The organism is Ohtaekwangia sp. (assembly GCF_036568665.1).
GTDB lineage: Bacteria > Bacteroidota > Bacteroidia > Cytophagales > Cyclobacteriaceae > Ohtaekwangia.
This window is the reverse complement of the sequence record NZ_DATCSD010000468.1, coordinates 1-13,905: the sequence shown is the minus strand read 5'-3', so window position 1 is coordinate 13,905 and position 13,905 is coordinate 1. Positions and strand designations below refer to the sequence as shown.

Sequence of the window (13,905 nt, the reverse complement as noted above, 5' to 3'; positions counted from 1 at the left end):
GAGAAGCTGGCTGTTATAGGTATAGAGAATTGGGGTGGAGGCAGATTCTCCAAGTATGGAAAGCTTGATCAGGCGTATGCCGGTACAGAAGACGCCCCGGTAAAATTACTGCTCTCGCACGATCCAAGTCATTGGGATGCACAGGTACGAAAATTATACCCTGATATAGATATAGCATTTGCGGGTCACACACACGGCTTCCAGTTTGGTATAGAGATCGGAAATATAAAATGGAGTCCTTCGCAGTATGCCTATAAACAATGGGCGGGATTATACCAGGAAGGTTCACAATATCTGTATGTAAATCGTGGCTTCGGTTACCTGGGCTATCCGGGAAGAATCGGCATGCCTCCGGAGCTGACGATCATCGAATTGAAGAAAGCCTGATCTTCGTTTAGAGTTCAGGGTTTATTGTTCAACGTTCAAGGTTGCATGGCCGGAACCGCTGCGGCCGGCATATATATATTCTGTATTGGTTAGGCATTGCCAGATCTCTTCACAATGATTGAATGCAAAGCGGTTTCCTCCAACCACTATACGCAAACCCGCTTTTGGGTGAGACATAACCTTTGCCGCACAATCAAGGTAATTGATCTGTAGTCCCAATGCTTGTTGGGCCCTGCGTGCGGTATCCAAGCGGAGAGAATCACTTATATCAACCAGGATATCACCGACAGAGAGATATCCCAACAGTTCATCAAGTGTTTCATCGAGCGCAAATTCGTCAAGTATCATCAGGATAACACGTTTGCTGGTCGTACTTTCTGCCAGATCTTTCAATGATCTTACTGCGTACACATTGCAGGATGGTAGCTGCTCGATAACATCTTCTTCCATCCCCGGATCATATGCGATTACTTCGTGTTCTTCTGATCCAAGAGAAAGCGCAAGCCTGGCGCCTAAATAACCGAAGCCGATCAAACCGACTTGCATATCACTATAATTTTAGCGTTACAATAAAGTTGTTGCCTGCATTTCTGAAAGAATGCTCATGTTGAGTAACAATGTTGAAGTAAGATTCCGGTATACCGGAAATATACTTTCTTTATATACTGCATGATTGGCCGGGTTCGGGGTAAAGATGCGCACCGATGCCGGTTTAAGCGAGCTATAGTCTGCAAGGCTTTCCAGTTTTTTTAATGCTATATAAGCAGCACCGATAGCCGAAGCATCATCACTGCTGAGTAACCCGATAGGTTTACCAAATATATCGGCCAGCAGTTGCAGCCATCGTTCCGAATGCACAAAGCCACCGCTCACATTTACCTGGTGAATGGCCAGCCCGGATTCTTCCAGGCATTGACTGATGTTATACAGTGCCAGCGATATACCTTCCAGCACAGCGCGTGTAAAATGCGCTTGTGTATGCCGGGCTGTTATACCAAAGAATACACCACAGGTTTCACTGTTCCAGAGCGGAGCACGCTCGCCCAATATATAGGGGAGAAAGATCAATCCTTCCGACCCTGCTTTGATCATATCGATACCCTGAATTACTTCTTCGTAATCAACGGAAGAGGTGAGATCTTTCTTCAGGAAGTTCAACATATACCACTTCAGGGCAACGCCACCGTTGTTGATTGGTCCGCCTGAGATAAATGTATTTTCATCGAGGCGGTAATTGAACGTCATGGCACCAAAATTAAAAGTAGGCGTTGTATTCGCCACGCGTATAGCACCGCTGGTTCCTATAGTAAGGGCCGCTATACCATCGTCAACAGCAAAGCTCCCAACGTTGGCGCAGCATCCATCGCTTGCTCCTATAAAGAAAGGTGTATTGGTTGGTAAACCCGTTTGCTGCACTATACTTTCCGAAAGTGCAGCGCGCTGAAAGTTTGTACTTACCGGTATAGAAAGTTTATCTTCCGAGATACCGCAGAGCGAGAGGGCAGTTGTATTCCACGTCAGGCTTTCGATATCAAACAACCCGGTAGCCGAAGCGATCGAGTGGTCAATCTCATATACACCAAACAGGCGAAACCATATATATTCTTTGATCGATATATACTTGCTCACTGCATTGTAGAGCGTTTCATTATGCTCGCGCATCCAGATGATCTTGCACAGGGGAGACATGGCATGAACCGGAGTACCGGTCTGTTTATAGAGTAATTCTCCCTGTGGCGAATTTTTAATTCGCTCCGCTATAGCAGCACTGCGATTGTCGGCCCAGGTAATCATGTTCATTAACGGTTCGCCCGTTTCATTTACCGGTATAAAACTGTGCATGGCACTGCTGAGTGCTATACCTTGTGGTGGTTGTTGCATGAACGAAATAGTGCGCAGTATACATTTCAAAAATGCCTGCCAGATAAGTTCAGGAGCCTGCTCGCTATAGCCAGGCTGAGGCGTTAACGTTGGGTAAGCAACCTGTTCGGTATGTATAGCTTTACCGGAATAATTAACGGCTACAGCTTTTGTACTTCCTGTGCCAATGTCTATACCAAGAATGTAGGTCATGGTTTGATCAAAGGCTCCAAAGTACAAAATTTCCTATACAGGAACCCGAAGGTTAGGATGAAGGGTATAGATTGATTGTAAAAAAAGAAAGGCATCCGTGGTTAGCCGGATGCCCTCGGTTTAGGTTAGGAGAATGCTTTACTGATGCGTAGTCTGCATTTCTTTTCTGCGCTTGGCATCAATGGAGTAGCGCCCTGCACCAAACACCATGAACGTAATTAAACCAACCAATACGACAATAGACAGCCAGAGTTCCATGTGGTGACCTATAGAAAGAAAACCTTTCGGATAGTTTACCATGAATACAGCGCCAATCAGTATCGGTACCTGAATGAGACATGCTATACGTGTGAATAATCCAAAGGCTATTAGCGGACCACCACAGATATGCGCAAACACAACGTAATGCGCCAGCGTAGCTCCCGCAAAATATGTATTCGTGCCGGAAGCTGTCATCTCCAGTTCATGCATGTGCGTTATAAAGTACAGGCCTTTGTACGTGATAAATATTCCCAGCGCAAGGCGGAAAATATCCAGAAAACCAGGGCGGTGACTGTTACCCCATTTTTCTACTTCGGTGATAACACTCATAACTTTTTCTTTTATGATATATACAAAGTTTACGAAAACGCCTTTGCAAAATCAAGAAGAATATAACAATTCAGACTGAGGTTTGCTTCTCATTCCAGATTCGCAGAAACCAGTAGATAATAAAAGTGATTGTGCCGAAGAAAATAAAGAGGAGTATCCATACGATGCGCTCAGTCTGATCTATATATGTATTCATAGCAGCATGAATGATATAGAAAATGTGTAGCCCAAGCGATAGCAGTGATAAAATGATGATGGGGAATAAAAAGGACAGTATACCGCTGATGGCTATACTATCAGGAGATGTACCCGATTCATTTGCCTGTATAATGTCGATGATGAAATAAAAGATGTTGAAGAATATATAGGGTATAAGCAGAAACGGAATGAAGGTGATGATGATAACAACGATCTTTTGTACGCGATTCAGATTCATAGCAGCCTGGCTGTTGATGATTACAGGATGAATATAAAAAAAACTGCCTGGAGTGTCCAGGCAGTTTTCTTAAGAGTCTTTGGTTATCTCTCCGGTGAATTAATAATCGTTGTTATTACTTCTGCGGTTGTAACCACCGCCACCACCGCTTCTGTATCCACCACCGCCACTGCGAGGTGCATCAGTCTTCGGTCTTGCTTCGTTTACTACTAGGGTTTTGCCCAAGAAGTTGAATCCGTTGAGGCTAGTGATAGCTTGACGGCCAGCAGCTTCATCTGCCATTTCGATAAAACCGAAACCACGGCTGCGCTGCGTTACTTTGTCCATGATGATCTTGGCTGAAGAAACTTCGCCATACTCTTCAAATAATCCCTTCAATTCCTGTTCGGATGCCTTAAAAGGGATGTTGGCAACGTAAATGTTCATTGTTTAAAAGATAAATGAGAAATTAATTTTTGAAAACTGGCAGACTTCGACTGAACTACTCGCGAATTTCTTCTGAGGGCGGCCTCAGTAAAGAATGACAATTAACAAGTGCAAAATAGAAATAAATTTTTGATTTTTTACAATTCTTTATTTTCTGCCGTTTTCAGGTATAAAAACGCAGCTTTTTTACAACCGTGAGGTATAAGCGTTACACCTCGATGCTTTCACTACGGTTGTTTCCTTCAGGTAGTTCTGTGCATGTTGCGACACACAAAGCAACAAAGTTTTGCCGAAAACGCAAACTATATTGTGTGAACTTCCTGTGAACATTCGCGCCACCCTTGCCTCAAAAAAATATACTTTGTTAGACCCGATGCCAACCTATATTTCCGTAGTGTGCCGGTGTGTGCGCAGTATATATAGCGTGTGCGTGGTGTGCGATGAAATTATTCTGCAGCAATGAAGCGCAGCGTTTTCAATTCATCTATATTCACAGCGAGTGAACTATTTCACGCATAACTACAACCCAAAAGATTTACTGTCGATGAGAACACTTCTTCTTGTTGTCCTGGTGCTGGCATCAGTTTCGGGATATACCCAATCACAAAATGCAGATACGCATAAACTGAAAATACAATGGGAAGTAATCGAAAATAATTATCAGCATACATCCCGTTTCCTCTCGGCATTTACCATTACCAACAGCAGCAAGGTTGATTGGCCTGCATCAGGATGGACGCTATATTTTAATTTTATACGCACGGTAGATCCTGCTTCTGTTACCGGAAATGTATTGATAGAACATATCAATGGAGATCTTTTCCGTCTTGTACCAAGAGCCGGTTTCACCGGTATTAAAGCAGGTGCTTCACTACGTGTTGAATTTGCCGCCAGCGATTGGGTAGTAAATTTTACCGATGCACCGGCAGGTTTGTTTATCGTGTGGGATGCTGCACTGGCAAAGGGTATACCGTTGACAAATTATACGATAAAACCTTCTACAGAGCCAAAACAATATTTGCGTTTTGAAGGCGACAAGATCGGGTTGATCACTCCGCAAATAATCTTCGAACAAAACAAGAATGCGAAACCTGTTGCCGAAGAAAAACTCACAAAAGTATTTCCTACTCCGGTTCTATATCGGGAACATGCCGGCACGTATACATTAACCAGCGATGTTACCATCGTAACCGATCCGGCTTTTCAGCAGGAGGCAGAACTGCTCGCGGGCGATCTGCAAAGTATATTTCACAAGAAGTCGCCCGTAGTAACAAGCGGTAATGCAGCCAAAGCAATTCACCTGAAGAAGGGTGAAGCATCACACGAAGGTTATACCTTATCCGTAACAGCCGAAGGTATAACGATCACCGCTTCTTCCGGGGCAGGTATATTTTATGGTATCCAATCACTCAAAACACTGCTGAGTCCCGCAGCGTGGGCCACAGTGCCGGCATCAGTAGCCGTACCGTTGGTGGATGTAGAGGATGCTCCCCGTTTTGAACACCGCGCCTTCTTCCTCGATGTAGCCCGCAACTTTCAGCAAAAACAACAGGTGATAAAACTGATCGACCTGATGGCGCTGTATAAATTGAATGTGCTGCACCTGCACCTGAATGATGATGAAGGATGGCGGATAGAAATACCATCCCTGCCGGAGCTTACGGCTATAGGATCGAAACGCGGACACACTGTGGATGGTACTTCGGCATTATTGCCATCGTTCGGTTCCGGGCCGGATATTAGCAATCCGCATGGGAGCGGTTATTACTCACAACAAGACTATATCGATATACTTCGCTATGCTACTGCGCGACATGTTCGTGTGATACCGGAAATAGAAACTCCGGGCCATGCACGGGCTGCGATCAAATCCATGGATGCACGCTATACCCGCCTGATGAAGGAAGGTAAAAAAGAAGAAGCAGAGAAATACCTGCTGCGCGATCCGGATGATAAATCGGTATACCGTTCTGTTCAGGGATGGAACGACAACGTGATCAACGTGGCCATGCCATCGGCCTATACTTTCCTGGAGAAAATAGTGGATGAGATGGTAACACTCTATCAGCGTGCAGGGGCACCGTTGCAGACCATCCACTTTGGTGGCGATGAAGTGCCGGCAGGTGTATGGGAGCATTCACCGGCTTGTCAGAATTTGATGGAGAATAATGCTTCCGTAAAATCAACGGAAGACTTGTGGTATTATTTCTTTGGTAAAGTAAATACGATAGTCCAGGCAAAAGGACTGTCGCTCTATGGCTGGGAGGAGATTGCCATGCGCAAAACAAAACTCGATGGCGAGAGCCGCTATATACCAAACCCGGATTTTGTGAAAGATAAATTCCAGGTAGATGTATGGAACAACGTGCTGGGGTGGGGATCAGAAGATCTGGCCTATCGATTGGCGAATGCCGGGTATAAAGTGGTGCTCTCGTGTGTAACCAATTTATACTTCGACATGGCATACTATAAAGCCTTCGATGAACCCGGTTATTATTGGGGAGCTTTCGTGGATGTGGACAAACCGTATTACTTTATTCCATACGACTACTTCAGGAATGCGAAGGAAGATAAATTCGGGAATACACTGAACCGTTCCATCTTCATTGGTAAAGAGCGCTTAACCGATTATGGTAAATCAAATATAGTAGGTATACAAGGACTGCTCTGGGCAGAGAATATGCTGGGGCCAGAGCGTATGGAGTATATGATCTTGCCGAAGATGCTCAGTCTCGCAGAACGTGCGTGGGCTAAAGATCCCGAGTGGGCTACTGAAAAAGATGCAGCCAAAAGCGAAGCACTATATCTGCAGGCATGGTCTGAATTTATAGCAGTATCCGGTTTGCGTGAGCTGCCACGACTCGATCATTATGCCGGAGGTTTCCTCTATCGTATACCTTCTCCCGGTGCGGTTGTGGAGAATGGAACAGTAGTGGTAAATATGCAATATCCCGGTTTTATAGTGCGCTATACTACCGATGGAAAAGAGCCGTCACTGAAGAGTACGATCTATAGCGGGCCGATCGCGAAGAAAGGCACCATTCGCATGAAGGCATTTAACTCCCGCGGACGCAGCGGTAAAACTTCCACCATTGTAAACCCCTAATTACGCACGCACAATGCATAACTCGCTTACAACTCAACGCATACTTTCCATCGATGCCTTTCGCGGTATAACAATACTGGTCATGATCTTTGTGAACGAACTGGCCGGAGTGCAGGGTATACCTGCCTGGATGAAGCACATGCCTGCCAATGCCGATGCCATGACTTTTGTGGATGTAGTATTTCCCGCTTTTCTTTTTATAGTGGGTATGTCTATACCTTTCGCTATCAATAATCGCGTTGCCAAAGGAGACAACCTCGGGCAGGTACAACTGCATATACTGTTTCGCACCATCGGTTTACTGGTGCTGGGTGTATTTATGGTAAATGCCGAAGGAGGCTACAACGAACAGGCTATGGCCCTGCCTATTGCACTATGGTCGCTGCTGTTCTATGCAGGTGTGATCATAATCTGGAATGTATATAGTTCTCAATCAAAAACAACCGTATATATACTTCGCGGTACCGGTGTTGCTTTGCTGCTGATATTAGCCTGGCTGTATCGCGGTGGTGAAGATGGCTCGCAGACGCTCACACCACAGTGGTGGGGGATACTCGGGCTTATCGGTTGGGCCTACCTGGCTACCTGCATTATATACCAGATAGTGCGTGGCAATCTGTTTGGTATACTGATTATGATTGCCGTTTGCATCGGTATATATGGTGCCGGTAAATCTCCTTCCGGTGAAGCCAGCTGGATAGCCGGGTTGGGCGGACACGCTACGCACACAGCCATTGCGTTGTGTGGTATGGCGGTGTCGCTTATGTTCTTCGATCAGAAATTAAAACTCGATCAAACCAAACGCTTTTTAGTGGTAATTGTATTTGCGGCTATCGTGTTTGCGGTAGGGTTTTTACTACGTCCGTATTATACCATCTCCAAAATATATGCTACACCAACCTGGGCGTTGTATAGCGCTGGTATCTGTACGATCATTTTTACTATACTGTATGTGATTGTCGATCTGCAAAAGATAAACGGCTGGACTTCCTTCTTCAAGCCTGCAGCCTCCAATCCGTTGCTAACCTATATTATTCCGTTTATTGTATACGCTTTTATGCAGCTTGTGCATATCCATTGGCCTTCGGTATTTTATCAGGGAGCAGCCGGTATACTCTGGTCGGCTGTATATGCCGTGTTGGTAATGACGGCTGTGACGGGATTAAACAAAATGAAGATACGATTACAGCTATAGGTAAAATATACTATGCCATAACGGACAGCATGGTAAATATAGGTTCGCCCAGCGAACGATCGCCTTGCAATTGTATACATGCCTGGGCTTCAGCAAGCGTTAGTCCTTTCGTGAATAATTTCCAGGCGTCTTCATCTTTCAGCGTAATTGTGCAGGAGGGTGAAGATGGCCTCGTAGTGAATTTCCATTGATAATCGTGGTATACAATAGACCATGCGCCACCGGCTTCACCTGTAATAACTATTGTGATAGTTGCTCCATCTGATGCGGACGTGGAGCGGTAATGATGCGGAAGCGCCTGCAGAAATGTATCGAGTACAGGGTAGTATAGCGCTCGCGTGGTAATGCCATCTTGCCCTACGGTTTCTCTGATCTGTTGCTGGTGGTGCCACTTCTCGGTATACTCGCGCGCAATGTGAAACCAGTTCAGCGATCGTTCTTCGCCCGCCCACGCTACGGAGAATATAGCATCAGCCATCGGATCGAGTGATGAGAGATGTTCGTGGTATAGCGTTCCCGTTGTTTCCAGCAGGTGTATCAATACGGTGGGGCTTAATCTTCGTGTGGCCTTTACCCAATCGGCATTGAGCTGGTTCAGGAAATATACCAGGTCTTGATACGAGTTGATGTTGCCGGGAGATTCTCCAAAGAACTTATCGCGTGATATAGACAGCGTCCGAAGGTTGCCATCCAGCAGGTGAGAGGCTATATCTTTTACTGTCCACTGTTTGGCGCGGGTTGGTTTTTGCCAATCATCCGGTGAAAGTGATCGAAGAAGCTCAACCAGTTTTTTATCGAGTATAGGGAAGAGGTGAAGCGTGGGGATAGGCACCGGCATGCTAACAACTATTTCTTTCCCGACAGTTCGTCCAGTCGTCTTTTTTCTCCGGGAGTAAGACTGTCTATACCGCGAGTGTTGATCTTATCCAGCAGACGATCGAGCTCGTCCATGCGCTGCTTGCGTGCTGCATTATACTTGTCATCCTTCGTTTCCAGGTTTCGCCCGAAGAGACTATCCCGGAAAATATAGGATACGATCGCTGCAACGATTAAAATTCCAAATAGACCCATAGTACTACGAATATATAAAAAGTACGACAGGAGACCAGTGAAGGTTCCTGTCGTACAAGAAAAATACGTTGTAGAATAATTAGTACGCGCGGTCTACCGTACCAATGCCATATATCTTTTTAGTGGCAGTCTTGGTATTGCCTTTATGCTTGATCGTTCCGCTGCCCAGAATGGTAGCGTCAATGTTGGTAGATACATTCAGCTCACAGCTTCCGCTGCCGCTTACTTTTGCCTTTGCTGTTTCCAGCGGGCAGTTAAAACCTTTCAGTGCGCCTGTTCCGCTTACGAGTGCTTCAATAGAAGTAGCATAGCCTTTCAGGTTCAATGTGCCTGAACCACTCACTTCTGCTTTCACGGTGTTGCCTTTCAGATCCACATCCATGCTGCCGTTACCATTTACCGCCAGGTACATATAGTCTGCAGCGATCGAGTTTTCGGAAATGATCTTGCCACCTCCATTTACCTGAAGATCGTTTATGTTCTTCACACTCACATATACTTTCATGGTAGGGTTCAGCTTGATGTCATCGATCTTCGCCCAGAGACTTTTGTTTGGATTATCGGGCTTGCGGTCTATGTTGATCATCAGCACACCGTTCTCCACCTTTATATCGGTAAGAGTATAGATTTCGGTCAATGCTTCCACCACAACTTCCTGTTTGTTGGTTTGCTTCAGGTATACTGTGTAGTTAGAGTTAACATAGATACCTTTAAAGTCAGGAAGTTCGAGTGTCTTTTTAGTGGTCTGTGCAAAAGCGGCAGCGGCAAAAAGCGTAAGCGCACAAATGACGAATACTTTTTTCATGTGATGTTGGTTAGTTTTTTTTAGAACACATCTGTACCCGTTGATCGCGCGGTTGGCGCATCCTGCAGGAGAGACATGTTAGCAGGGATCAAATAACTATCAGCCGATTAAATTATAAAATCATCCTGACGATTAAAAGGGGCATTGAACGGTAGAAATGCAACTTGAGTATACAAATTGCCGGGAAACCTTACTTGGGCTTCCGGAAAATGGCCTTCATGATCAGGATAAAGGCGATCCCTCCGAGGCACATCAGGAACAGAACGGTGGGGGTTATCTGGTTAACAGCATGCATAGTAATGTGCTTATGTGTTTGGGTGTTGATGTGTTTATGTGCGGGTAAAGGTAAGGGTTTGATGCGGGATTAAGATAAGTTTTTAATTTAGGGGAAAGAGATTTTGCATCTATATGATCAGGTATACATTTCTGGTGGTTTTGATTGTTGGCCTGGGCTTTTGTGGAATGGCTCAGAATAAGGCGCTGGTGTTTCAATCGGATTTTGGATTGAAGGATGGTGCTGTCTCCGAGATGAAGGGTGTTGCTTTCAGTGTATCGCCAGAACTTAAATTGTTTGATGTAACGCACGAGATACCCGCCTATAATATATGGGAGGCAGCCTATAGATTATTTCAGGCGGCACCCTATTGGCCGCCCGGTACAGTGTTCGTATCCATTGTTGATCCGGGAGTAGGCTCCGAGCGCAAGTCGGTAGTGCTAAAAACGAAATCAGGACATTACTTTGTTTCTCCCGATAATGGAACGCTGACGCTCGTAGCCGAGCGACTCGGTATAGATGAAGTACGACAAATTAATGAAGCGGTTAACAGGCTGAAGAACTCCGAGAAGTCATACACCTTTCACGGTCGCGATGTATATGCGTTTACCGGCGCACGACTCGCTTCCGGTACTATTCGCTGGGAAGAGGTAGGGCCAAAGCTGGCACCACAGGTTGTAAGTATAGATTACCAGAAACCCGTTATCGAGAATGGTATAATTAAAGGAAATATACCCGTGCTCGATGTGCAATACGGCAACGTATGGACCAATATAGACCAGACTATATTTCAGAAATTAGGTGTTAAGCTGAACGACAAACTTCACGTGATAGTCTACAAGGACCAGCAGACTATATTTGAAGGTGATATGCCTTACGTTAATACATTCTCTGCCGTGCCGGAAGGACAGACCATGGCCTATATGAACAGCCTGCTGAATTTTTCTGTCGCCATCAATCAGGGCAGTTTTTCAGAGAAGTATAAAGTATATAGTGGCGCGGAGTGGAGTATTGTCATTCGGAAAACAAATCGTTAATAGTTATTCGTACAGAGGTTAGCCGTGTGGATATGTTTGCAAACGAGTTTATATTTGAGCCCTTCTTCAAAACAAAGTATAGTCTTTCAATGAAATATCAGGATGAATTTCAGCGATTTTAAATTTGACGGCAATTGGGATTATAAAATCAATCTGCCGGCATTTGCCGGCTTTCAGGAACGAAAAGGTGCCTATACTTCGGTTTCATCTGACCAACCCAACAAAGGTATACTTACCATAGAATTTGAGGACGACCTGACCGATAACCCCGATCCGTATCCTGAACAACTTAATACACTGAAGTATATTTTTGAAAATCAGGAAAGCATTGTAACAGCCATTGTAAAAAGAACGCTGGAGGAACTGCCCGGGATCATCATTAACTATGACCTGCAAAAGGAAGAGCAATTCCAGGAATTAACAGCAGAGAAAGTCAAGACACTTATTGGTTTTAATACCATCACGATAAAGATTGTATCAAAAGATAATTACTCGTATTGTGATGTTACCGGTGGCTGCACCTGGGATGAAGATCATGGATTGGATATATTATTTCATAAAGACAGAGTAGTCTCATTCAGTGATATTAACGGAGGATCGTATTGGGATGCTGTTAAAGATAACGGAACCTATAACGAAGTTAAAGACGGGCATAAAACAATTGATCCCCCCAGAAAATACCAGGCACATCCGAAATATAATAAGCTAAAGCCATCCCATAAATCTGCGAACGAAACGTATGAATATAATTTAATATCACACCGCTTTAATGAACAATTTATGAAAGGTGTTGAGAGTGGTGAGATAGACATCAACGGTAAATGGGAAAGCCAGGACAATACTTTTCTCGAAGCTGCATGCTGGTTTAACAACAATGAAATTGTTGAATTCTTGTTATCGAAGAAAGCCAACATTCGCTACGCCATGCACAAGTGTGTTGTATACAACAGTAACTTTAAAGCACTCGAACTACTATTGCAAAATGGTGCTGACGTCAATTATCCATACGGGAATGGAAACACAGTTTTATTTGAACTTGTAAACGCTCTGGAACGATTTTATCCAAGAAATGATGCTGTTATTTCTGAAGACTCGCAGAAGAAAATTGAGGTGTTAAAAGAACAAATAACAAGACTTGTCAGCAGAGGAGCCAATCCCTATATAAAGAATTTATACGGCCATAACTGCTTCGATGTTATGAGAAATTCTTTCGACTTAAACCGAAAGGCCGTTAACGAGTTTCTGGAGCAATGCTGGAATCATAGGAGAAAATTCTCAGGTTGATATTTTAAATGTATGGCCCGGAGCATGATCGATGCAATACCCTTTAAAAGCGAATGATGTAACCTGCGAGGGTATCCGCGGATAGCTGTTAACGAATAACGGGAATTGAATATTGAACAAGGAACATCGATCAACGAATGCTGAAGTGAATGCACACTGCTTTCTACATTAATCTTTGCGCTTTTTGCTTGTGTTAATCCGTGAGTTCTGTGGGAGATTTGCATTAAATGAAGAAGCCGAAAGTTAAAAAAGCTAAGGTGGTATATATTACACTTTAAGCTTTCAACTTTCGGCTTTATGCTCAGCAGCTGTTGCTATTATTATTCGCGCAGCTTCACGCGTAGTACATACATATCTGAAGTAAGATAGAGCGTTTTCTCATCGGCACTCAGTGCGCAGTTGGAAGTGGCTTCGGGTATTTTGATCTTGCCCAGTATTTTTCCTTCGGAATTAAAAATCCATACACCACCAGGGCCGGAGGCAAAGATGTTACCTTGTTTGTCTACTTTAAAACCATCGGGTAATCCTTTTTCTTTTTTAGCTTCTGCCGTTGCATTGTAGAATATACGGGCGTTGGTAACGGAATCATTTTCCGCGAGGTCAAATGCATACCAGATCGCTTTGTCAGGATCAGAGTTTGCTACAATGAAAGTCTTTTCTCCCGGCAGGAATGCTATACCATTCGGACGTGTGATTGAATCCACCAGCAATGTAGTTTTGCCAGCCGATGCTTTATATACTCCGTTGTAAGGAGTTTCTTTTGTAGAGTCGTCTGCTTGTTTAGGCAAACCGTAGGGAGGATCAGTAAAGAATACATCACCGTTGCTGCGTACAGCCGCATCGTTGGGACTACTCAGTTTTTTACCATCAATGTTATCGGATACCGTAATGAAGTCGGGCTTCGGATCGTTGATCGGGGCATTCATGATCGCTACTCTGCGATCGCCATGCTGGCATAGTACAAGTTTACCATCCGGTGTAAGCGTGAGTCCGTTAGAACCCATCTCGCCACCGCGCGGTACCGAGCTGGTATATCCGGAAGGCGTGAGGTATACCGATAAACCTTTCTCTTCCGTCCATTGGTGAATCGTATTCTTCGGTACATCCGAAAATATCAATGTCTTGGTTTCTTCCAGCCACAGCGGCCCTTCACTCCACTCAAATCCTTCTGCTATAATTTCCGGCTGAGCGGTGGGAGACACAATAGCATCCAACGCAGG

At 44.6% G+C, this 13,905-nt stretch carries 14 protein-coding genes; 5 read left to right on the top strand and 9 right to left on the bottom strand.

Going from position 1 to position 13,905, the window contains the following annotated elements:
- Positions 1-387, top strand: a 387-nt coding sequence (locus tag VIN08_RS27470) for a metallophosphoesterase (protein WP_414693318.1), incomplete at its 5' end; no start/stop codon positions are given.
- A gap of 21 nt (positions 388-408) precedes the next feature.
- Here the strand turns inward: VIN08_RS27470 and VIN08_RS27465 are convergent.
- The 5 genes from VIN08_RS27465 to VIN08_RS27445 form a co-directional block, all read right to left on the bottom strand.
- A complete protein-coding gene (locus VIN08_RS27465; protein ID WP_331972745.1) occupies positions 409-933 on the bottom strand; it encodes an NAD(P)-binding domain-containing protein in 525 nt (174 codons plus the stop codon).
- 18 nt (positions 934-951) lie between these two features.
- Positions 952-2,460: a gluconokinase gene (locus VIN08_RS27460; protein ID WP_331972742.1), complete on the bottom strand. Its 1,509-nt coding sequence runs from the start codon at positions 2,458-2,460 to the stop codon at positions 952-954.
- 138 nt (positions 2,461-2,598) lie between these two features.
- Positions 2,599-3,051, bottom strand: coding sequence for a DoxX family protein (locus tag VIN08_RS27455; protein WP_331972739.1), 453 nt, complete (start codon positions 3,049-3,051; stop codon positions 2,599-2,601).
- 70 nt (positions 3,052-3,121) lie between these two features.
- Positions 3,122-3,487, bottom strand: coding sequence for a hypothetical protein (locus tag VIN08_RS27450; protein ID WP_331972736.1), 366 nt, complete (start codon positions 3,485-3,487; stop codon positions 3,122-3,124).
- Positions 3,488-3,586: 99 nt separating this feature from the next.
- Positions 3,587-3,913, bottom strand: coding sequence for an RNA-binding protein (locus VIN08_RS27445; RefSeq protein WP_331972734.1), 327 nt, complete (start codon positions 3,911-3,913; stop codon positions 3,587-3,589).
- Between the two features lie 544 nt (positions 3,914-4,457).
- Between VIN08_RS27445 and VIN08_RS27440 the strand changes: the two genes are divergently transcribed.
- Both VIN08_RS27440 and VIN08_RS27435 read left to right on the top strand, forming a co-directional pair.
- Positions 4,458-7,019 (top strand): family 20 glycosylhydrolase, encoded by a 2,562-nt coding sequence (locus VIN08_RS27440; protein ID WP_331972732.1) that lies wholly within the window; start codon positions 4,458-4,460, stop codon positions 7,017-7,019.
- 13 nt (positions 7,020-7,032) lie between these two features.
- Positions 7,033-8,214 carry a DUF5009 domain-containing protein gene (locus VIN08_RS27435; protein ID WP_331972729.1) on the top strand — a complete coding sequence of 394 codons (1,182 nt, stop codon included), beginning with the start codon at positions 7,033-7,035 and terminating at the stop codon, positions 8,212-8,214.
- A 10-nt stretch (positions 8,215-8,224) separates the two neighbouring features.
- Here the strand turns inward: VIN08_RS27435 and VIN08_RS27430 are convergent, their stop codons facing one another.
- The 3 genes from VIN08_RS27430 to VIN08_RS27420 form a co-directional block, all read right to left on the bottom strand.
- The gene (locus VIN08_RS27430) at positions 8,225-9,052 is read right to left on the bottom strand and encodes a maleylpyruvate isomerase family mycothiol-dependent enzyme (RefSeq protein ID WP_331972726.1); all 828 of its coding nucleotides are present in this window, start codon (positions 9,050-9,052) and stop codon (positions 8,225-8,227) included.
- An 8-nt stretch (positions 9,053-9,060) separates the two neighbouring features.
- Positions 9,061-9,285, bottom strand: coding sequence for a DUF6576 domain-containing protein (locus tag VIN08_RS27425; protein WP_331972723.1), 225 nt, complete (start codon positions 9,283-9,285; stop codon positions 9,061-9,063).
- A gap of 79 nt (positions 9,286-9,364) precedes the next feature.
- Positions 9,365-10,090 (bottom strand): head GIN domain-containing protein, encoded by a 726-nt coding sequence (locus tag VIN08_RS27420; RefSeq protein ID WP_331972720.1) that lies wholly within the window; start codon positions 10,088-10,090, stop codon positions 9,365-9,367.
- Positions 10,091-10,498: 408 nt separating this feature from the next.
- On the opposite strand from VIN08_RS27420, the gene VIN08_RS27415 reads away from it, so the two are divergent.
- Together VIN08_RS27415 and VIN08_RS27410 are read left to right on the top strand one after the other, a co-directional pair.
- The gene (locus VIN08_RS27415; RefSeq protein WP_331972717.1) at positions 10,499-11,401 is read left to right on the top strand and encodes an S-adenosyl-l-methionine hydroxide adenosyltransferase family protein; all 903 of its coding nucleotides are present in this window, start codon (positions 10,499-10,501) and stop codon (positions 11,399-11,401) included.
- A gap of 102 nt (positions 11,402-11,503) precedes the next feature.
- The gene (locus VIN08_RS27410; RefSeq protein WP_331972714.1) at positions 11,504-12,685 is read left to right on the top strand and encodes an ankyrin repeat domain-containing protein; all 1,182 of its coding nucleotides are present in this window, start codon (positions 11,504-11,506) and stop codon (positions 12,683-12,685) included.
- 320 nt (positions 12,686-13,005) lie between these two features.
- Here VIN08_RS27410 and VIN08_RS27405 read toward each other — a convergent pair.
- Positions 13,006-13,905: SMP-30/gluconolactonase/LRE family protein (locus tag VIN08_RS27405; protein WP_331972711.1), on the bottom strand; the 900-nt coding region annotated here is incomplete at its 5' end.

Excerpts from the sequence above, each read along its gene's own strand:
- VIN08_RS27465 (WP_331972745.1), bottom strand. The coding sequence starts at position 933 with ATGCAAGTCGGTTTGATCGGCTTCGGTTATTTAGGCGCCAGGCTTGCG.
- VIN08_RS27460 (WP_331972742.1), bottom strand. The coding sequence starts at position 2,460 with ATGACCTACATTCTTGGTATAGACATTGGCACAGGAAGTACAAAAGCT.
- VIN08_RS27455 (WP_331972739.1), bottom strand. The coding sequence starts at position 3,051 with ATGAGTGTTATCACCGAAGTAGAAAAATGGGGTAACAGTCACCGCCCT.
- VIN08_RS27450 (WP_331972736.1), bottom strand. The coding sequence starts at position 3,487 with ATGAATCTGAATCGCGTACAAAAGATCGTTGTTATCATCATCACCTTC.
- VIN08_RS27445 (WP_331972734.1), bottom strand. The coding sequence starts at position 3,913 with ATGAACATTTACGTTGCCAACATCCCTTTTAAGGCATCCGAACAGGAA.
- VIN08_RS27440 (WP_331972732.1), top strand. The coding sequence starts at position 4,458 with ATGAGAACACTTCTTCTTGTTGTCCTGGTGCTGGCATCAGTTTCGGGA.
- VIN08_RS27435 (WP_331972729.1), top strand. The coding sequence starts at position 7,033 with ATGCATAACTCGCTTACAACTCAACGCATACTTTCCATCGATGCCTTT.
- VIN08_RS27430 (WP_331972726.1), bottom strand. The coding sequence starts at position 9,052 with ATGCCGGTGCCTATCCCCACGCTTCACCTCTTCCCTATACTCGATAAA.
- VIN08_RS27425 (WP_331972723.1), bottom strand. The coding sequence starts at position 9,285 with ATGGGTCTATTTGGAATTTTAATCGTTGCAGCGATCGTATCCTATATT.
- VIN08_RS27420 (WP_331972720.1), bottom strand. The coding sequence starts at position 10,090 with ATGAAAAAAGTATTCGTCATTTGTGCGCTTACGCTTTTTGCCGCTGCC.
- VIN08_RS27415 (WP_331972717.1), top strand. The coding sequence starts at position 10,499 with ATGATCAGGTATACATTTCTGGTGGTTTTGATTGTTGGCCTGGGCTTT.
- VIN08_RS27410 (WP_331972714.1), top strand. The coding sequence starts at position 11,504 with ATGAATTTCAGCGATTTTAAATTTGACGGCAATTGGGATTATAAAATC.